21 protein-coding genes are annotated in these 19,272 nt (G+C 69.7%); 5 read left to right on the top strand and 16 right to left on the bottom strand.

Annotated elements, in window-relative coordinates; all coding sequences use genetic code 11:
• The 9 genes from FFT10_RS25435 to FFT10_RS25395 form a co-directional block, all read right to left on the bottom strand.
• On the bottom strand, positions 1-1,299 hold the full coding sequence (locus FFT10_RS25435; RefSeq protein WP_137735693.1) for a prepilin-type N-terminal cleavage/methylation domain-containing protein: 1,299 nt from the start codon (positions 1,297-1,299) through the stop codon (positions 1-3).
• Positions 1,300-1,301: 2 nt separating this feature from the next.
• Positions 1,302-2,618 carry a pilus assembly PilX family protein gene (locus FFT10_RS25430; RefSeq protein WP_137735692.1) on the bottom strand — a complete coding sequence of 439 codons (1,317 nt, stop codon included), beginning with the start codon at positions 2,616-2,618 and terminating at the stop codon, positions 1,302-1,304.
• Complete coding sequence (locus tag FFT10_RS25425; protein ID WP_162520922.1) at positions 2,615-3,379, bottom strand: PilW family protein; 765 nt, start codon at positions 3,377-3,379, stop codon at positions 2,615-2,617. Before FFT10_RS25425 ends, FFT10_RS25430 begins: the two co-directional genes overlap by 4 nt.
• Positions 3,379-3,966, bottom strand: a complete 588-nt coding sequence (locus FFT10_RS25420) for a pilus assembly FimT family protein (RefSeq protein WP_162520921.1) — start codon at positions 3,964-3,966, stop codon at positions 3,379-3,381. Before FFT10_RS25420 ends, FFT10_RS25425 begins: the two co-directional genes overlap by 1 nt.
• A 5-nt stretch (positions 3,967-3,971) precedes the next feature.
• Positions 3,972-4,490 carry a type IV pilin protein gene (locus FFT10_RS25415; protein ID WP_137735689.1) on the bottom strand — a complete coding sequence of 173 codons (519 nt, stop codon included), beginning with the start codon at positions 4,488-4,490 and terminating at the stop codon, positions 3,972-3,974.
• 52 nt (positions 4,491-4,542) lie between these two features.
• The gene (locus FFT10_RS25410) at positions 4,543-5,118 is read right to left on the bottom strand and encodes a GspH/FimT family pseudopilin (protein WP_137735688.1); all 576 of its coding nucleotides are present in this window, start codon (positions 5,116-5,118) and stop codon (positions 4,543-4,545) included.
• 155 nt (positions 5,119-5,273) lie between these two features.
• Positions 5,274-5,717, bottom strand: coding sequence for a transcriptional regulator NrdR (gene nrdR / locus FFT10_RS25405; protein WP_137735687.1), 444 nt, complete (start codon positions 5,715-5,717; stop codon positions 5,274-5,276).
• A 15-nt stretch (positions 5,718-5,732) separates the two neighbouring features.
• Complete coding sequence (glyA, locus tag FFT10_RS25400; RefSeq protein ID WP_137735686.1) at positions 5,733-6,980, bottom strand: serine hydroxymethyltransferase; 1,248 nt, start codon at positions 6,978-6,980, stop codon at positions 5,733-5,735.
• Positions 6,981-7,250: 270 nt separating this feature from the next.
• Entirely contained in the window at positions 7,251-8,156 is a 906-nt protein-coding gene (locus tag FFT10_RS25395; RefSeq protein ID WP_137735685.1) for a lytic transglycosylase domain-containing protein, read from the bottom strand.
• Positions 8,157-8,417: 261 nt separating this feature from the next.
• On the opposite strand from FFT10_RS25395, the gene FFT10_RS25390 reads away from it, so the two are divergent.
• A complete protein-coding gene (locus FFT10_RS25390) occupies positions 8,418-9,971 on the top strand; it encodes a UbiD family decarboxylase domain-containing protein (protein ID WP_137735684.1) in 1,554 nt (517 codons plus the stop codon).
• A gap of 213 nt (positions 9,972-10,184) precedes the next feature.
• Here FFT10_RS25390 and FFT10_RS25385 read toward each other — a convergent pair whose 3' ends face one another.
• Positions 10,185-11,000, bottom strand: coding sequence for a YdcF family protein (locus FFT10_RS25385; RefSeq protein WP_137735683.1), 816 nt, complete (start codon positions 10,998-11,000; stop codon positions 10,185-10,187).
• Positions 11,001-11,121: 121 nt separating this feature from the next.
• Here FFT10_RS25385 and msrA point away from each other — a divergent pair, with 121 nt between their 5' ends.
• Positions 11,122-11,655, top strand: a complete 534-nt coding sequence (gene msrA / locus FFT10_RS25380; RefSeq protein WP_137735682.1) for a peptide-methionine (S)-S-oxide reductase MsrA — start codon at positions 11,122-11,124, stop codon at positions 11,653-11,655.
• 14 nt (positions 11,656-11,669) lie between these two features.
• On the opposite strand, the gene pdxH is transcribed toward msrA, so the two are convergent.
• Entirely contained in the window at positions 11,670-12,308 is a 639-nt protein-coding gene (gene pdxH / locus FFT10_RS25375; protein ID WP_137735681.1) for a pyridoxamine 5'-phosphate oxidase, read from the bottom strand.
• Positions 12,309-12,505: 197 nt separating this feature from the next.
• Between pdxH and FFT10_RS25370 the strand changes: the two genes are divergently transcribed.
• Positions 12,506-13,135, top strand: a complete 630-nt coding sequence (locus FFT10_RS25370) for a nucleotidyltransferase family protein (RefSeq protein WP_137735680.1) — start codon at positions 12,506-12,508, stop codon at positions 13,133-13,135.
• Between the two features lie 53 nt (positions 13,136-13,188).
• Here the strand turns inward: FFT10_RS25370 and FFT10_RS25365 are convergent, their stop codons facing one another.
• Positions 13,189-13,782, bottom strand: coding sequence for a gamma-glutamylcyclotransferase (locus tag FFT10_RS25365; RefSeq protein WP_137735679.1), 594 nt, complete (start codon positions 13,780-13,782; stop codon positions 13,189-13,191).
• Positions 13,783-13,897: 115 nt separating this feature from the next.
• Here FFT10_RS25365 and edd point away from each other — a divergent pair, with 115 nt between their 5' ends.
• Together edd and eda are read left to right on the top strand one after the other, a co-directional pair.
• Positions 13,898-15,712: a phosphogluconate dehydratase gene (gene edd / locus FFT10_RS25360; protein WP_137735678.1), complete on the top strand. Its 1,815-nt coding sequence runs from the start codon at positions 13,898-13,900 to the stop codon at positions 15,710-15,712.
• Positions 15,713-15,755: 43 nt separating this feature from the next.
• The gene (eda, locus tag FFT10_RS25355) at positions 15,756-16,382 is read left to right on the top strand and encodes a bifunctional 4-hydroxy-2-oxoglutarate aldolase/2-dehydro-3-deoxy-phosphogluconate aldolase (RefSeq protein WP_137735677.1); all 627 of its coding nucleotides are present in this window, start codon (positions 15,756-15,758) and stop codon (positions 16,380-16,382) included.
• Between the two features lie 6 nt (positions 16,383-16,388).
• On the opposite strand, the gene gloA is transcribed toward eda, so the two are convergent.
• From gloA to FFT10_RS25335, 4 genes are all read right to left on the bottom strand, one after another.
• Entirely contained in the window at positions 16,389-16,793 is a 405-nt protein-coding gene (gloA, locus tag FFT10_RS25350; protein ID WP_137735676.1) for a lactoylglutathione lyase, read from the bottom strand.
• A gap of 32 nt (positions 16,794-16,825) precedes the next feature.
• Complete coding sequence (locus FFT10_RS25345; RefSeq protein WP_137735675.1) at positions 16,826-17,773, bottom strand: MBL fold metallo-hydrolase; 948 nt, start codon at positions 17,771-17,773, stop codon at positions 16,826-16,828.
• 91 nt (positions 17,774-17,864) lie between these two features.
• A complete protein-coding gene (locus tag FFT10_RS25340; protein WP_137735674.1) occupies positions 17,865-19,082 on the bottom strand; it encodes a hypothetical protein in 1,218 nt (405 codons plus the stop codon).
• 5 nt (positions 19,083-19,087) lie between these two features.
• Positions 19,088-19,272: ExbD/TolR family protein (locus FFT10_RS25335; RefSeq protein ID WP_174246149.1), on the bottom strand; the 185-nt coding region annotated here is incomplete at its 5' end.

The raw sequence follows: 19,272 nt of genomic DNA, 5'->3' as shown, positions 1-19,272 counted from the left end.
TCAGGGCGTCGGCTGGTGCTGGCGGGTGTTGACGAAGATCTGGTTACGGTTGTCGGTGAACTGCGCCGCTTTCGGATCCACCGGATCGTCGGCATTTTCCGTGGGGCAGAAGTGATCCCCGCGGATGATCAGGAAGTTCTGGTTGATCAGGTTGGTCTTGACGCGGGAGCCCGTGCAAGCCGAGCCGGCTTCGGCGGGATTGCGCGGCCGCTCCAGGCAGTACTTCAGGGGGTGGTTGGCGTTGCGGGTGTACTGGGCATGAAGATCCGCTTCGGTCACCGACGTGGTGGCCTCGTTCTCGGCGGTCGGCACGTCCGTCGTGTAGCGGCAGCTCTTGAACGACGATGCGACGTGGCCGAACTCCAGCGGCTCGCCAGCGGCATCCATCGGCACCGGATTGAGCCGTCCACCCCAGCCGGCGGCGTCCGAGGTGAGCACGGCGCAGAAGTAGACCACCCGTGTCTCCACCACCACCGAGTAACAGCGGGCATCGACCCCGGTGCCCACGGCATCGGCCAACGCCAACGCGTTCGGGCCGCCACGCAGCGCAAACACCGGTCCCAGGGGCTTCTCCGCGTTCTCGGCGGTCGGTTGACTGTCGCCGATGTGGTACTGGACCGTGCCCGACACCAGCGTGGCCAGCGGGCAGGTGGTGTAGTCGGTCACATCGCCGGCGCACACCCGCAACACACCGCTCAGGTTGTTGAAGTACCAGCCCACGCCGGTGGCGCCCGGTGGCACGAAACGGCTGTAGCCGTCGCCCAGGTCGACAGCGCCCTCCGGGATGCTGATGTGCCGGCCGCGGTTGCGGCTGGTCGCCGAGTCGCGGTGCGGCACCACCAGCAACGCGCCGAGCGTGGGGGCCGTGCCGTTGATGACGCTGTCCAGTGTCACCCGCTGCCGCAGGTCGGTGCGGTCGGTCCATTGCACCTGCACCGACAGCACCTTCTGCGGGCTGCCGGGCAGGTCCCTGACAGTGCGCACCACCCGGTAGGTGGTGTTGCCGATGCCGTCGGGCGGCACATAGCCTTCCACCACCCTGTCGACGATCTCGTCGTACGACGTGCCCGGACGGGCGATGTCCACCTCCAACGAGGCAAAGGAACGCAGCTGTTCGATCTCCTCGCTGGCGATGCGGGTGGCTTCGGTGCGCTGCTTGGCCAGATCGCTGTTGAGCCGCATGGTGCTCTGCACGCCCACCAGGGCCAGCATGCCGATCGACATGACGGCCAGTGCCACCAGGGCCTCGACCAGCGAGACCCCCCGGGTACGGGCAGGGCGCGGAGTGGGGTGGCGCATGGTCAGAAGAGGTTCCAGCCGCCGGGCACCCGCACGAACGAGCCGTAGCGCAGGCGGATGGTGTCGAGCGCGGCCTTGTCGTAGTTGACGGTGGCCACACCGGTCGCGTTGAAGGCGGTGGCCGCGACCAGTGCGCCGTTCCAGGTGGCTGCCGGCGCTGACCAGCTGATCTGGTTGGCGTGGACGAAGCCGGTGACATTGGCATTGCCCGACACGGTCAGCGTGCCCATGACGATCAGCATCATCGGGTCGGCCGCCGTGCCCAGCACGCCGGCGTCATTGAGGTCGACATTGCCGGTGGCCCAGATGGGGTTGCGCGGATTCAGCAGCAGCGCATTGGCAATGTCGGCGCTGGTGCAACCCGCCGCGCAGTCCAGCGACACCACCGCAGGCTGCCGCCGGTAGCTGGCGGTGTCCATCACGAACAACGCGCGAAACCAGGGTTCGACACCCTCGGCCGACAGGGCGGCCAGCGTGCCGTCACCGTCGACGCGCCCGTCGGCTCCGCTGCCCGGTGGCCCGGTCAACTGGCTGCCCGGCGCCGTGATCGCACCCCCCGCATGCAAAGTCAGGCCCGAGGCGAAATCGCCGTTGCTCACCCGCAGCTGCGCCGGTGCGTCGGCGGTGATCGTGGTACCCGCAGTGATGGCGGCCTTGGGTGCGACCGGCAGCGCACGCACCAGACCGACGGTGGCGATCACCGCCGTGGTGCCGTCGACGCTTGGCAGGGCATCGTTCTGCGCATAGCAGCCGGACTCGGCGTCACCCGGGTTGGCACACCCGCGCGACACGAACTGCACCGTACCGCCACGCACCGCGCTGACGTGGAAGTAGCGGAAGGTGATGCGGAAGGCGCTGCCGATGCCGTCGGCCGGCGCGTTGATCGCTGCCGGCGCCTCGCCCAGCGCCGGGCAGATGCAGCGCGGCCGACCGTCGACGATGATGCAGGCCGGGTAGACACGATTGGCGGGAACCTGGCCCCAGGGCAGTTCAAAGGCGCCCTCGCCGTTAGTTTCGTTCGTCGATGGCACCAGGTAGCGGCTGCGGAAATCAGTGAGGCCGCCCGCGCCAGCGGCGTCCGGCACGGCGCAATTGGCCGTCGTGCGGCCGCCGTTGAGCATGGCCAATGTCCATTCGACGCCCGCATCGGCGGCCTCGAGCGCGCGGGTGGCGCGGTAGCTGTTGGCCGAGATGCGCTGCTCGAACACCAGGTTGCGGTTGGTGTAGGCCGCGACCAGCGCCATCACGAAGAACAGCACCATCACCACCGTGAGGGCAGCCACGCCGCGGTGGCGGCTGCGCAGGCGCGGTTGCGTCATGGACACTGCTCTTCCGGCACGGTGTTGCGCAGGCGAACGTTCTCGCGCAGGCTGCGCCGGACGCCCGCATCATGCACCGCCTCGGCCACGATGACGAAGCTGACATCGCGTGAGCGGACCGTCACCGGCCCGTCGCAGACCGGGCCCTTCGCCTGGCAGTCGGCTGCCGCACATGGCACCGGCAAGGCCTGCGTGTTGATCGTCATGGTGAACTGCGTGACGCGCAGCACCGCCGGATCGGTCAGAGCCTGCCAGTTTCTGTTGCCCACCAGGTAATCGATGGTGCCGTTGTCCGCGTTCCATCGGAAGCCCACGCGTTCGCGTGGACGCGTGACGATGGCGTCGACCACGCCATCGTCACGGTTGATGTCGCCGCCGCCTTCTGCGTCGGTCGAGCGGTCGTAGACCAGCTCCGTGGTGTCGACCAGACCCGGCGCATCGGCCGGCGTCATCGTGTTGTACGGATTGCCACCGGGGCAGTTCGCCATGTCCTGCACCGCCGGCCACACATTGCAATAGGCCCGGCCCCAGTAGCCGGCGCGGCGCACATCGCGCGAGATCATGTCGGCGGCCGTGCGCAGGTCCTGCTGCAGTTGCGCTTCAAGCAGCAGCCGGCGGTTGTTGTCGAGCTGGCTGGTCAGCACCAGCGTGGCGCCCGCCAGGATGAACAGCGAGATGGCGATGCCGACCATCAACTCGACGATCGACAGGCCGGCCGCCGGCCGTTGCCGGCGATCCACCAGACCGCGCTGTGCCGCCATCACGACGGGCACGCCTTGATGCTGGCGAACACGCCTGACACTGCGCACACCGCCGGAACCCCGGTGGCGTTGGTCGTGATGCGGATTTCGCCGACATCGGTGCCAGTGACGGCGATGCTCAGGGTGCGGTTGAGCCGGGGCATGGCGTTGTAGCCGAGCATGTCCAGCGAGGTCCGGTTCGACGTGATGCGCACGCCACTGTCACGCGGGATGGTCACCTGCCGGATCGGTGACGGGCGCAGCCCCTCGGCATCTGCAGGGCCGCACAGCAGGTCTTCGGCTGCGGTGCAGTCGCAGTTCTCGACGTTGTCACCCTTGACGAACAGGATGTAGCAGCTCTTGCTGTCTGTGGTGCCGAAGCCGATGGCCGTGCCCGTGTTCGGCCGGTTCTGGATCTGGTGCGACTTGAGCAGGCGCAGGTCGGTGACCAACTCCTGGGCGATGCCCTCCAGCCGCTTGCGGGCGATGAACTCGCGCATCGACGGCAGCGTGATCGCCAGCAGCACCGCGACGATGGCCAACGTGACCATCAGTTCCACCAGCGTGACGCCGCCAGCGCCACCGCGTGCAGGGCGCCTGCGCGCCATGGGCTTCAGCGTACCCAGCATGGGTCGGGTGCCGCGTTGGCGCCGGTGCCAGAGCGCGAGCTGTAGGTGATGTTGCCGCCATTGACGGTGACCTGCAGCACCTGGCAGGTGCTGTCACCACTCTGCGGCGAGCCGCTGCGCACGGTTGCCCGGACGATGTACCCGGCGGCACTGGCACTGCCATCGACCACGCTCAGGTCATAGTGGCGATCCGGCGACGTGGCGGACTGGGCGCCGGGCAATTCGGCCAACGTGCCCTGGTACGACGGGTTGTTGGCCCGCCAGCGCTCTTGTGCCTGCATGATCTTGGACACCGCGGCCATGCCATCCGACCGGCGGCTCTTCTGCACGAACTGCTGCAACGCCGGCCAGGCCAGCGAAGCCAGGATGGCCATGATCGCGACTGCGATCATCAACTCGACCAGCGTGAAGCCGGCAAGGACACGGCGGGCTCTGGGCAGTTGAGACATCGCTCGATTATCAGCAAAGGGGCGCGGCCGTCTGCGGGGCTGCGCACCGTTCATCGGCCAGGTCTGGCCGCTTGTCGCCACCCCCCGATGTGCGGGGGGGGGGGGGTCACTCGCAGGCGCGCAGTCCGCCGACCGACCCGCCCGGGCTGCAGGACCGCACCCGCCCCATGATGTTGACCACCTGGTGGATGGCGCGGCCGTCACGGGCCGTCAGCCGCAGCGTGGCGGTGGGCGTCACCGTGGCCTTGCGGCCGTCGAAGACCAGCGGTCGCGAGAGTGTCGCCAGCGACACGCCGCCGGTCGCCGGCAGGGCCTCGTGGCGCAGTGGCGCTGTGCCGGCTTCACAGCGGGCCTGACCCTCGGGCCCGCAGTCGCAGGCATCGGGCGCGCCCATGTGCAGCAGGTAGCAACTGCCGCCACCGGCCAGGGCCTGCGCCACCAGGCGCACCGGTTGACCGGTGCTGATGGCGGTGCTGCGGGCCATGTGGATGTCAGTCTCCAGCAGCGCGGCGACGGCCTGCAGGCGCTGACCCTGGCGCAGGTCGTTGAGCATCGGCAGCGATCCGCCCAGCAGCAGCACGCTGATGGCCAGGACGCCCAGCACTTCCACCATCGACAGGCCACGCCGCCGGCGGCGCGGCTGACAGGTGGCGGCAGGGCGGCGTGCGGTGGTGGCTTGCATGGCGTGCTCCAGCGGTTGGTCGATGGGCACACTCTAGAAACCGGGCGCAGGGCGCGCGTCGCCCTGGCGGGGGGGGGCGCCGGGTGGATCGCGGTGGGGCCCCGGTGGGGGGAAGCGCGGCTCTCCCACCGTGGTGGGGGGGCGCGGTTGCGGGCTCAGATGTCCCGGATCAGCTGGCGGAACTCGTCCACGTCCTCGAAGCTGCGGTAGACCGACGCGAAGCGCACGTAGGCCACTTTGTCGATGCGCTTGAGCTCGCGCATCACCAGCTCGCCCAGGCGGGCGCTGGGCAGTTCGCGGGCACCGGTGGCCAACAGCTTGTCCTGGATGCGGTCGATCGCCGCGTCCACCTGCTCGACGCTGACCGGCCGCTTGCGCAGCGCCAGCATCATCGAGCCGCGCAGCTTGGCGGGGTCAAACTCCACCCGCGCGCCGTCTTTCTTGACCACCGCCGGCAGCGCGATCTCCGCGCGCTCGTAGGTGGTGAAGCGCTTGTCGCACTTCAGGCAGCGCCGGCGGCGCCGCACCACGTCGCCCTCGTCGGATTCGCGGGTCTCGGCGACCTGCGTCTCCTGGTGGCTGCAGTACGGGCAGCGCATCGCCGGCGCGCCGGATCAGCGGTAGACCGGGAAGTCGCGCGTCAGCACCGCCACCTTGGCGCGCACCGCAGCGATGGTGGCCGCATCCTGCGGCTTGTCCAGCACGTCGGCGATCAGGTGGGCCGTCTGGCGGGCCTGGTCTTCCAGGAAGCCGCGGGTCGTCATTGCCGGGCTGCCCAGGCGGATGCCGCTGGTCACCATCGGCTTCTGCGGGTCGTTCGGGATGCCGTTCTTGTTGCAGGTGATGTGGGCGCTGCCCAGCACCGCCTCGGCTTCCTTGCCGGTCAGGCCCTTGGGTCGCAGGTCGACGAGCATCACGTGGCTCTCGGTGCGGCCGCTGACGATGCGCAGGCCGCGTTCGATCAGCGTCTCGGCCATCACCGCAGCGTTCTTCACCACCTGTTGCTGGTAGGCCTTGAAGGCCGGCTGCAGCGCCTCGTGGAAGGCCACCGCCTTGGCGCCGATCACATGCATCAGCGGGCCGCCCTGGATGCCGGGGAAGATCGCGCTGTTGACCTGCTTGGCCACCGCATCCTTCATCAGGATCAGGCCGCCGCGCGGGCCGCGCAGCGTCTTGTGGGTGGTGCTGGTCACGACGTCGGCGAACGGCACCGGATTGGGGTAGACGCCGGCGGCGATCAGGCCGGCGTAGTGCGCCATGTCGACCATGAAGTACGCGCCGACGGCCTTGGCCACCTTGGCGAAGCGCTCGAAGTCGATGCGCAGGCTGTAGGCCGACGCGCCGGCGATGATCAGCTTGGGCTTGTGTTCATGGGCCAGGCGCTCCATCGCGTCGTAGTCGATGGCCTCGTTGGCGTCCAGGCCGTAGCTGACCACCTTGAACCACTTGCCCGACATGTTCAGCGGCATGCCATGGGTCAGGTGGCCGCCTTCGGCCAGGCTCATGCCCATGATGGTGTCGCCCGGCTGGAGCAGGCCGAAGAACACCGCCTGGTTGGCCTGCGAACCCGAGTTGGGCTGCACGTTGGCATGCTCGGCGCCGAACAGCTGCTTGAGCCGGTCGATGGCCAGCTGCTCGACGACGTCGACATGCTCGCAGCCGCCGTAGTAGCGCTTGCCGGGGTAACCCTCGGCGTACTTGTTGGTCAGCTGCGAGCCCTGGGCCTGCATGACGGCCGGCGAGGCGTAGTTCTCGCTGGCGATCAGCTCGATGTGCGCCTCCTGGCGGGCGTTCTCCAACTGGATGGTCGCCCACAGCTCGGGGTCGACATGGGCAACGGTGGATTGGGTGCGGTCAAACATGGGGCAGTCCTGTGGGGTTGAGACCCGGCAGCAAGCGCTTGCACACGGTGGCACGCCACATCGGCACACCATCGGCACACGCGAGGCCCGGCTCCGGGCTGCCCAGGCGAACGGCTGTTTCGGCGGCGGCCGGTGTGGCCGCCCTTGTCAGGGCCGGTCTGCGCTCCACGGTGGTGGTCCACCTCGGGCCGGCCGGCGGGGATGGCCGGTCTGCCCTATCGCCAGTCGCGCAGGCGCCCCGATTGTAGCGGACGGACCCGCCCGCGCAGTTCAGCGGTTCATCGCCACCCGCTCGCCAGCGGGCGCAGGCGCGCTGGGACCGACAGCAGGCACGGCCGCAGGTTCGGCAGGTTCCACTGGCGCTGGGGCGGGCGCTGCGTTGTTGACCGGGCTGGCGTTGTTGGACGCATTGACCGCCACCTGGCGGCCGTCGGCCACCTGGCGCAGGTGCAACTGTTCAGCCAGCACCTTGCCGACATACCCCCCATCCTCGCCGCTGATGGCAGCGCCCACGTAGTACCGCAGACCGGCCTCCAGGCTGCCGGCGCGGGCGATGCACTCCTTGAGCACCTGCACACCGACGCGCAGATTGGCCACGGGATCGAACGCCGCCCGCACGCCGCCGTAGGCCTCGTACTTGTCGTCGTGCACCCGGGTCATCACCTGCATCAGGCCCTGGGCGCCCACCGGGCTTTGCGCAAACGGGTTGAAGCTGGATTCCACCGCCATGATGGCCAGGATCAGGGTGGGGTCAAGCCCGACGCGGTGTCCCACGGCCCAGGCCTCCTGCACCAGGCGGCTGACCGGCTCCGGCGCCACCTTGTAACGCCGCGCCAGCCAGTGGGCCACAGCCGCCTGCTGGCGGGGCAGGGCCTTGGGATCGGTGGCGGTGGCACGGGCCACGGCATCGGGTTCCGGCTCGGGTTGCACGTCGGCTGATTGCGGATCGCGCGACTCCTGGCGCGCCAGCAGCCAGTCCAGCGCCTGTTGTTCCACCGCGGTGCGGATTTCGGGGCGACCGCCGGCGAACAGGGCCACGCCCACCACCACCAGTCCCAGCAGGGCCAGGGAGTTGTGGCTAACCTCGAGCAGGCCGGCGCCCACATCGCGCAGGAACACCTGCGCCGATTCGACACAGGAGCTGGCCGCAGCGCGAATGCGTGATTTCGCTGTCATGGCAGACCCAGTTGATGACCCGTTGGTGCGCAGGGTGCCGGCGGAACCGGCGGACCCGGGAGCGGGGTCGATAATGGAAGGCTTGGCTTCTTGCACCTCGCATGGTGCAGGCAGGCCCGCCGATGTGAGCCCCCAGAACAGACCGCGTCGCGCGCATGTCGGGTCCGGGTTAACCCTCGAATGATCAGATTTGACGAATTCTAGGAAGCCTCGTCATAACCGGTCAAGCATATCAATGATCTTCTTTATGCATTTCAAAACATGAAATACAGCGATCTGCGTGACTTTGCTGCCCAACTGGAGCGCATGGGGGAGTTGAAGCGGGTGACCCAGCCGGTCTCCCCCCAACTTGAAATGACCGCCCTGGCCGACCAGGTGCTGCGGGCCGGTGGACCGGCGCTCTGGTTCAGCCAGCCCACCGGCCACCGCACCCCGGTGCTGGCCAACCTGTTCGGTACGCCGCGGCGGGTGGCGCTGGGCATGGGCGCGGCCGACGTCGGCGAGCTGCGCGAGATCGGCACCCTGCTGGCACGCCTGAAGGAGCCCGAGCCCCCGCAAGGGCTGAAGGATGCCGGCCGCCTGGTGCAGATGATGAAGGCCGTGTGGAGCATGAAACCGGTGCGCCGCCGAGATGGCCCCTGCCGCGAGGTGGAGCTGCATGGCGACGCGGTCGACCTGACCCGCTGGCCGATCCAGACCTGCTGGCCTGGCGATGCGGCGCCGCTGATCACCTGGGGCCTGGTGGTCACGCGCGGACCCCAGTCGATCGCGCGCCCGCGGCTGCGCCAGAACATCGGCATCTACCGCCAGCAGGTGATCGGCCCGAGCGAGGTGATCATGCGCTGGCTGGCCCACCGCGGCGGCGCACTCGACTTCCGCGACTTCGCCCGCGCCAACCCCGGCCGGCCGTTCCCGATGGCGGTGGCCCTGGGCGCCGACCCGGCGACCACGCTGGGCGCCGTCACGCCGGTGCCCGACAGCCTGGGCGAGTACCAGTTCGCCGGCCTGCTGCGCGGCAGCGCCACCGAACTGGTGGACTGCGCCGTGGGCGAGGGCGACCGCCTGCTGCAGGTGCCTGCCACGGCCGAGCTGGTGCTGGAAGGCCACATCCCTGTGGCCGACGCCGGCTTCAGCGGGCACAGCGCCCATGGCGTGCCGGTCAAGGAGATCAACGGCTACCTGCATGCCCTGGAGGGACCGTACGGCGACCACACCGGCTATTACAACGAGCAGGACTGGTTCCCGGTGTTCCGCATCGACCGGCTGACCCACCGGCACGACGCGGTCTACCACTCCACCTACACCGGCAAGCCGCCCGACGAGCCGGCGGTGCTGGGCGTGGCGCTGAACGAGGTGTTCGTGCCCATCCTGCAGAAGCAGTTTCCGGAGATCGTCGACTTCTACCTGCCGCCGGAGGGCTGCAGCTACCGCATGGCGATCATCTCGATCCGCAAGGCCTACCCTGGCCATGCCAAGCGGCTGATGTTCGGGCTCTGGAGCTTCCTGCGGCAGTTCATGTACACCAAGTTCATCGTGGTGACCGACGACGACGTCGACATCCGAAACTGGCAGGACGTGGTCTGGGCCATCACCACCCGCATGGACCCGGTGCGCGACACCACCCTGGTGGAGCAGACGCCGATCGACTACCTGGATTTCGCCTCGCCGGTCAGCGGCCTGGGCGGCAAGATGGGACTGGACGCCACCAACAAGTGGCCTGGCGAGACCACGCGCGAATGGGGCCGTGCGATCAGCATGCCGGCCGAGGTGACGCGGCGCGTCCAGGGCCTGTTCGACACGGTGATGGCGCGCTGACCAGCACGGCGCGTCAACTATCGCTTGCAGGTTGCCGGCGCCGGGAGTACCGTTGCACTGCCTTCACTGAAGGCAATCCACCTCGTGCAGTCTCTGCACGAAACGGGGCCCCGGACAACATTCTCCGGATCCCCACATGGCGGCCATCGGCCGCCCGCCCCCTCGGGTCGCAAGGCACGAGGGGGTTTGTGTTTCTGCGGTTGGCGTCGGGCCTCAGGCGCCCGATGCCAGGCCGATCCACTCGCGCAGCGCCTGGCGCACGCGCAGGTTGCCTTCGGCGCTGGGCACCCAGCGCTGCAACCCCGAGAGGTGGCGGTCAGCCACCAGGCCCATGGGGGCGGGCACGATCTTCACGGCCATGGCCAGGCGTTGCGCTTCCGCTTCGAAGGCGCGCTGCGCCCGCCGCATGTGCGATCCATGGGTGACCAGCAGCACCTGGGTGATGCCATCCTTCTGGAGCAGCGGCAGGCTCAGGTGGGCGTTACCGCGGGTGTCGCGTGAATCGCCTTCCACCCACCGCAGGTTGCGGCCATAGTCGCGGCTGGCGATGCGGGCGGCCACGGTGGCTTCGGCGGGATGGTCGGCTTGCGCCCAGCCGGCGCCGCCTGAAAACAGCACCGGCGCCTGCAGCTGGCGCGCCAGCCACAAGCCATAGTGCAGCCGCTCCATGGAGATGTTTTCGAGGTGCGATTCGCCGTACTCCGAGGCCAGCGCCCGCACGCCGCCGCCCAGCACCACCACGGCGGTGCGGGCATCGCCGCTGCCACGGCGCAGGTCGGCGATGCGCTGGGCCGACAGCGACGGGCTGGGCGACAGCTGGCGCTCCAGGAGCATGCCGGTCACCTGGCACTGGCTGAACCAGAGCGCCACCACCGCCACCATCAGCAGCAGGGTCGACAGCGCGGGCCGCCGCCGCTGCCACCACCAGGCCAGCAGCAGCATGCCCAGCAGGGGCACTGGCGGCAACAGCATGGCAGCCACCCAGGGTTTCCATTCCAGCAGGCCGAAGGTGGAGAAGAAGTCGTTCATGCGGAACAGGCACCGGTGCGCATCGTGCGATTCTGCATGGCGCGGCGGCGCAAACCCCTGGCGCCGCGTGCGGGCGGGTGCCGCGGCCACAATGTCGGGCTGTCAATCAAGGAGCACGGGCATGCGCGAAGAGACCATCACCCTGGGCGGCGGCTGCTTCTGGTGCACCGAGGCGGTGTACGAGCAGGTACAGGGCGTGCTGTCGGTGCAGTCCGGCTATGCCAACGGGTCCGTCAGGCAACCGACCTATGCCCAGGTCTGCGACGGTGACACCGGCCACAACGAAGTGGTTCGGGTGCGCTTCGACGCCGACCAGATCAGCCTGCGCGAGATCCTGGAGATCTTCTTCGTCATCCACGATCCCACCACGCTGAACCGACAGGGCAACGACGTGGGCACGCAGTACCGCTCGGGCATCTACTGGCACCAGCCCGAGCAGGCCGAGGTGGCCCGCGCGGTGATGGCCGAAGCCGATGCGCGTGTTGGTGGCCGTCTCGTGACTGAACTGGTGGCCGAGGACAACTACTGGCCGGCCGAGGCCTACCACCAGCACTACTTCGCCAACAACCCTGGCCAGGGGTACTGCGCCCATGTGGTGGCGCCCAAGGTGGAGAAGTTCCGCAAGACCTTCGCAGAACGGGTGCGCCGCAGCTGACTGCGGCGCCCGTCTCAAGGCGCCAGCCGTTCGCGCACCCAGGTGTCGCCGTCCAGCCGGTAGCGCAGACGGTCGTGCAGGCGGCTCTTGCGGCCCTGCCAGAACTCCCAGCGGTCGGGCACCAGGCGGAAGCCGCCCCAGTGTGGCGGCCGGGGCGGCGACAGCGCGAATTGCGCCGCATAGCGGGCGGCCTGCGCCACCAGCACGCCGCGGCCGCCGATCACCTGGCTTTGCGGCGATGCCCATGCACCGATGCGTGAATCCAGCGGGCGCGACGCGTAATAGGCATCGGCCTCGGCATCGGCGACCCGTTCCACCCGGCCCTCGATGCGCACCACGCGTTCCAGCTCCACCCAGTGGAACTGCAGCGCGGCCATCGGGTTGGCCGCCAGTTCCTGGCCCTTGCGGCTGTTGAAGTTGGTGTACCAGACCAAGCCGCGGGCATCCAACCCCTTGATCAGCACCACCCGGGTGGACGGGCGGCCGTCGGCGCCCACGGTGGCCAGGGTCATGGCATTGGGTTCGGGCAGCTGGCCGTCGATGGCCTGCTGCAACCAGGTCTCGAACTGCTGCAGCGGCAGCGGGGCGGCGGCGTGCTCATCGAGCTCGGCCTTTTCATAGCTCTTGCGGAGATCGGCGATGCGGTTGTCCATCCACCCAGTATGCCGCTGGCCCAGCCGCCAGGTGCTGTGCCGGCACAAGGCCCGTGTCAGCGTCCGGTGGCATGGTGGTTGCACCCTAAGTGATTGGCCTTAGGTACAGCTCCGACTGTCGAATGACCGGCACGGCCCCCATGCTTCAAGCCCAGAGGTGTCCGGGAGGGAGACAGAGGACCCCGACACAACGCACCATGAGACCCCAACCTGTCATCGTCGTCCTGGCGGCTGGCCGCGGCAGCCGGTTCGCCGGCACCCACCACAAGCTGGTCCAGGCGCTGGGCGATGCCAGCGTGCTGGGCCAGACCATCGGCCATGCCATCGCCAGCCGCCTTCCGGTGGTGGTGGTCACCACCGCTCCGTTGGCCGCTGAAGCGGCGCGTTGGGTGGCACGGCGTGACGTGGTGGTGCTGCCCGAGGTGGGCAGCCCTGGTGGCGGTCCGCTGGGCATGGGCTTTTCCATCGCCGCTGGCGTGGCAGCCCGGTCCGATGGCGGCGGCTGGCTGGTGCTGCCCGGCGACATGCCGCTGGTCCAGCCGTCCACCATCCAACAGGTGGCCCAGGCGCTGGGCCAGCATCCGGTGGTGTTTGCCCAGCACCGGGGCCGGCGCGGCCATCCGGTGGGCTTCGGTGCCGAGCTGTTCTCCGAACTGGTGCAACTGACGGGCGACGAGGGTGCCCGCCGGTTGGTGGCGCGCTACCCCGCGCACGGGCTGGAGCTGGACGATCCTGGCGTGCTGGTCGACCTGGACACCCAGGACGATCTGGCTGCGATCCGGGCCCGGGCAGGGTCGGCCGAGGCCGGCGTCCGTCCTGCGCCCTGAGCGCTGAGCGCTGCCTCGGCGCCAGCAGGGCCCGTGGCCGTCAGACCAGGCCGTCAGACCAGGCCGGCGCGCTGCGCCAGCGCCAGCAGGCGCTCGCTCTCGCGGTCGCACATGCGGTGCTGGCGCAGGCTCTCAGCCGTGCGCACCAGGTAGTCCAGCGTGGTGCCGTAGCGGCCCTGGGCATGGCGCAGGATGCGCAGCATCTCGTGGTCGTCGATGCGGCCAGTGAAGTTGGGGCTGCGGCGGCTCAGGGTGAAGGCCAGGGCCATCACCTCACCAGCCATGGTCTGACAGCGCAGCCAACGGGGGTCGTACACGCCGGTGGGCATTTCGCGTGACCACAGCCGGTCCAGTTCCTCGCGGCCGCGGTCCTTCGGAATGCGGTAGACCATGCCGCGGCACATGCCGCCCGACACCAGTGCATACACCAGTCCCGGCTGCGCCGGCGTGCCGCGGTTGATGCGCGAGCGCATCTGGAAGGCCCGGTGCCAGCCGCGCACCAGGGCAGGGCGGTGCTCCACCGCGTCGAATTCAGGCCGCCAGATCAGCGACGCGTAGCCGAACACCCACAGGTCGGACTGGCCGCCCCACTGGCGTTGCACCTGCGCCAGCAGGGCAGCGGTGTCGCGCACGGCCAAGGCTTGCATGGCGCCAGCATGCCAGAAACGCCGGCCCGGTTGTTGCTGCGGACCTTCTGTCGCTTGTCTTGACGATGTAACCGGGTTACTTCACAATCACTGAACCAGTTACTCGGCCACCACCATGAAGCCTCGCATCGCCGCCTTGACCGAGCGCATCCGCGCGCGCAGCGCCCCGCTGCGGCAGGCCTACCTGGCGCGGCTGCAGAAGCTGGCCGACCGACCGCCTGGCGCCCAGCGCATGGGTTGCGCCAACGTGGCCCATGCCTTTGCCGCGATGCCGGGCGACCAGCGCCTGCGCGTGGTGGCCGAGCGGGCACCGCACCTGGCGGTGGTGACGGCCTACAACGACATGCTGTCGGCCCACCAGCCCTACGAGGGCTACCCGGCGCTGATCCGCGACGAGGCGCGCCGCCACGGTGCCACGGTGCAGGTGGCCGGCGGCGTGCCGGCCATGTGCGACGGCGTCACCCAGGGTCTGCCGGGCATGGAGCTGTCGCTGTTCTCGCGCGACACCATCGCCATGGCCACCGCCGTGGCGCTGACGCACGATGTCTTCGACGGCGCACTGTTGCTGGGCGTGTGCGACAAGATCGTGCCCGGCCTGCTGATCGGGGCGTTGCACTTCGGCCATCTGCCCTGCGTCTTCGTGCCGGCCGGTCCGATGTCCACCGGGCTGTCCAACGGCGACAAGTCCAAGGTGCGCGAGCAGTATGCCCAGGGCCTGGTCGGGCGCGACAAGCTGCTGGAAGCCGAGCAGGCCGCCTACCACGGTGCCGGCACCTGCACCTTCTACGGCACCGCCAACAGCAACCAGATGCTGCTGGAGGCGATGGGGCTGCATGTGCCCGGCGCCGCCTTCGTGCATCCGCACGACGGCCTGCGCGAGGCGCTGACCCGTGACGCCGTGGGCACGGTGCTGGGCATCACCCGCCGAGCGCGCTACACCCCGATCGGCCAGCTGGTCGACGAGCGGGTGATCGTCAATGCGATGGCGGCGCTGCTGGCCACCGGGGGGTCGACCAACCACCTGATCCACTGGGTGGCGGTGGCGCGGGCGGCCGGCATCACCATCGACTGGACCGACTTCGCCGACCTGTCGGCCGAGGTGCCACTGCTGGCGCGGGTGTATCCCAACGGCAGTGCCGACGTGAACCAGTTCCAGGCTGCCGGTGGTCCCGGCTGGGTGCTGCGCGAGTTGCTGCAGGCCGGCTGCCTGCACGGCGACGTGGCCACGGTGGCAGCGGGCGGGATCGCCGCCTACGGCAGCGTGCCGCGCCTGGCCGGCGGCCAGCTGGGCTGGACACCGGTGCCCGCCGAGAGCGGTGACGACGGCATCGTGCGGACGGCGGCGGCACCGTTCTCGCCCAGTGGCGGCCTCAAGCTGCTCGAAGGCAACCTGGGCCGGGCGGTGATCAAGATCTCGGCCGTGCCCGACGACCGCCATGTGGTGGAGGCGCCCGCCCGGGTGTTCCACGACCAGGAGGCGCTGCACCGGGCCTTCCAGGCGGGCGAACTCGACCGCGACGTGGTGGTGGTGGTGCGCTTCCAGGGCCCGCAGGCCAATGGCATGCCCGAGCTGCACAAGCTGACGCCGCCGCTGGCGGTGCTGCAAGGCAAGGGCTTCCGCGTGGCCCTGGTGACCGATGGCCGCATGAGCGGCGCGTCGGGCAAGGTGCCGGCGGCCATCCATGTCAGCCCGGAAGCCCTGGCTGGCGGCCCGCTGGCCCGTGTTCGGGACGGCGACCGCGTGCGCCTGGATGCCAACGCCGGGACGCTGGTGGCGCTGGTCGATGCCGCCGAATGGGCCGCCCGCCCGCTGGCCACGCTGGATGCCGACCAGGCCGAGGACAACGCCCACGGCCTGGGCCGCGAACTGTTCGGTGGCATGCGCCGCACGGTGCGCAGCGCGGAAGAAGGCGCCATCACCTGGCTGTGAGGCCCGAACTGCCTGCCACCTGCCACTTTCCACAGGATCTGCCATGACCGACACCCTCCGCCTGGCCAGCCACGGCCCCGTCATCCCCGTCATCGTGCTGCAGCGGGTGCAGGATGCCGTGCCGCTGGCCGAGGCGCTGCTGGCCGGCGGCGTCAAGGTGCTGGAGGTGACGATGCGCACGCCAGTGGCGCTGCAGTGCATCGAGGCCATCGCCAAGGCCTTGCCCGAGGCCGAGGTGGGCGCCGGCACCATCCGCTCGGCGGCCGACGCCCAGGCGGCGCTGGACGCCGGCAGCCGCTTCGCCGTCAGCCCCGGCTACACCGCCGAGGTGGGTGCGGCCTGCCGCCGCATCGGCCTGCCGCTGCTGCCGGGCGTGGCCACCGCCAGCGAGGTGATGGCCGCCCAGGCCGACGGCCTGTCGTTCCTGAAGTTCTTCCCGGCCATGCAGGCCGGCGGCATCCCGATGCTCAAGGCCCTGGGCGGCCCGTTCCCGGATGTGGTGTTCTGCCCCACCGGCGGCATCAGCCTGGAGACGGCGCCGCAGTTCCTGGCGCTGCCCAATGTGAAGGTGTGCGGCGGCTCGTGGCTGACGCCCACCGATGCGGTGGCCGCCGGTGACTGGGCCCGCATCACCCGGCTGGCGCGCGAGGCCCAGGCCCTGCGCGCCTGACCGTCCTCAGAGGTTGCGGCGCTCGATCAGTTCGATCTTGTAGCCGTCGGGATCGGTGATGAAGGCAATCACCGTGCTGCCGCCCTTCACCGGGCCGGGCTCGCGGGTGATGGCGCCGCCCAGCGCCGCGGCCTTGTCGCGCAGTGTGGCGCAGGTGGCGGCCACGTCCGGCACGCCGATGGCGATGTGGCCGTAGGCGGTGCCCAGCTCGTAGTGGTCGACGCCGTAGTTGTAGGTCAGCTCGATCTCGGCCTGGCCGGGGTTGCCGCCGGCGTAGCCGACAAATGCCAGGTCGTACTGCTGCTCGGGCCGTTGCGTGGTGCGCAGCAGGTCCATGCCCAGCACCTGGGTGTAGAAATCGATCGACCGCTGAAGATGGCCGACCCGCAGCATGGTGTGCAGCAAGCGCATGGTGTGTCCTTGTGGTTGGAAACGGGGTGTCTTCAGCGGGTCTCGCGGTCGAGCCAGACGCCCAGGCCCTGGGCATTGAGCTCGATGTCCAGCGCCAGGCTGGCCACGGCGGCGTCCAGATCGGCCACGCCATGCTGCTGCAAGCGCTGGCGGGCCTGGGCCTGCAGGCCGGCTTTCAGCGCGTCATGGCGCTGCGGGTCCTCCCGCAGACGGTTGGCCAGCAGCACCATGGCGTCCACCTGCTCAAGCAGCAGGGTGGCCAGGCGCGGCACGTCACCCACGGCGCCGAAGTGCGTCAGGTACATCTGCTGCGGCTGGGTGGCCAGCAGGCGCTGCACCGACTGCCGCAGCGGTTCCGGCTCGAACTGCACCGGGCTGGACGTGGGCAGCACCCAAGGCCCGGAGGCACTGTCGGTCTCGCGGTAGCTGAGGCCGAAGGTGTCACCGGTGAACCAGCCGGCGCTGCGTGCGTCCCAGATGCTGTGGTGGTGGCGGGCATGGCCCGGCGTGTCGATGAACAGCAGCGGCCGGCCGGCCAGGTGCAGGGTTTCGCCGTCCTGCGGACTGTGCACCCGCTCGGCGGGGACCGGGACGAGCTGGCCGTACTCGCGGTCCATCACCGCCTGGCCATACACCGCCAGTGCGCCCTGGTAGAGCGCCTGCGGGTCGACCATGTGGCGCGCGCCGCGGGGGTGCACCAGCAGCCTGGCCTGCGGCAGCTCCTGCATCAGCAGGCCCACGCCACCGGCGTGGTCCAGGTGCACATGGGTGGCGATGACGAAGTCCACCGCGTCGCGGGCCAGGCCCAGGTCGTCCAGCGCGGCCAGCAGGCGCGGCACGGCGAAGTTGGTGCCGGTGTCGATGAATGCGGCGCGGCCGTTCTCCACCAGCAGGTAGGCCGCATCGAACTGCGGGCGGTGGAAGCCGGTGTCGATGACATGGATGCCGTGGGGCAGGGTGTGGACGAAGGGCAGGGCCATGGTGGGGCGCGGCAAGTGCCGGCTGGAATGAAAACGGGGCAGGAAAACCCGCCCCGCGATTGTGGCCGAGCGCCTGCGCGCCCGTTGCCGGTCAACCCTGCGTGTTCGCGTACAGCGCCCAGAGACGGCCGAGGTCGGCTGTGCCGTCGGTGCCCTTGACGGCCCGCAGCACCTGCACCGCCTTGGCCTTGTGCTTGGCACCGGCCTGCAGCAGCGCCATGCCCAGCCGCAACTGTGCATCATCGGGCCGCTTCAGGCCGCCCTTGGCAATGCCCTGCTCGATCAGGGCGATGCCCTTGTCCGCCTGGCCCATGGTGGCGTAGGCATAGCCGATCTGCACCAGGTCGTTGCCATCCTTGGCCGCGGCGGCAGCCGTGGCGCGCTGCTCGATCGAGGCCTTGCCCTCGGCTTCCTGCTTGTTGGCGAGGTCACGCAGGCGCTTGTGGCGTTCGGCCTCGGCGCCGGTGCCCAGGGCGCCGCTGGCAAAGCCCTTGTCGACGATGGCCTTGCCCTCGGCCGGGTAGCCCGCCTGCAGTGCCAGCTGCGACATCTCCATGAAGTCGTCCGTCTTCTCCAGCGAGCCAGTGGCCAGGCGCAGGCGCATCAGGTCGAGGTTCAAGCGGCTGGAGAAGCCGGCCTTGCGCGGCAGACGACCCAAGTAGATGGACCAGTAGTCCTTCTTCGGGTAGCTGAACAGCAGCTTCTCGAGTGTGGCGGCGTGGCCCGCGGCATTGTTGGTGCGCGCCTGGGCGTCAGCCAGGCGCAGCAGGTCGGCCTCCTCGGGCCGCTTGCCGGCCTGCTCGGCCGCGGCCACGGCAGCCGCGGCTTCCTTGGCGATGGCCGCGAAGTCGCCACTGCTGCCCTGCAGGTAGGCCTGCAGCTGCTTCAGCGTGGCGCTGTTGTTGCCGGCGGCCTGGGCCTTCTGCACCCACTGCGCAGCCTTGGCGTTGTCGCGGGCGCTGGCATAGGTGCTGGCCAGCTGTTCGGCGATCTGGCCCTGCTCGGCACCGCTCACCTTGCCATGCAGCGCCTCCAGCGCCTGCGCGGCAGTCGCGGTGTCGCCGGCACGCTGGGCGGCGGCAGCCTTCATGCGCTCGACCATCAGCGCCTCTGCGGCGGTCTTGCCGCCGACGGCCTCGGCCTCGCGCACCTTGGCCAGGGCTTCCTTGCCCTTGCCGGCCTTCAGCAGGTCGGACGCGGCCTGCAGCGGCTTGCCCACCTCGGGGCGCATCGCCTGGGCCTGCACCAGGCTGGCCGACAGGCCGAGCACCAGCGCCAGCGCCAGTGCGGACAAGGACTTGGTCTTCATGGCGGTCATTGCATGAACTGTTCGTTGCCCACGAGGCCGATCTTGGTGACGCCCAGGCGCTGAGCGCTGGCCATGACCATGGCGACGACCTTGTAGGAGACGAGCTTGTTGGGGCGCAGGTGCACCTCGGGCTGGTCGGGCAGGGCGGCGACCTGGCTGAGCTTGTTCTCCAGCGTGGCGCGGTCGGGGA

Origin of the sequence: Pseudaquabacterium pictum (genome assembly GCF_005403045.1) — a bacterium.
Classification (GTDB): domain Bacteria; phylum Pseudomonadota; class Gammaproteobacteria; order Burkholderiales; family Burkholderiaceae_C; genus Pseudaquabacterium; species Pseudaquabacterium pictum.
Note: the sequence above shows the minus strand (reverse complement) of the source record. Positions and strands in the feature narration are given on the sequence as shown.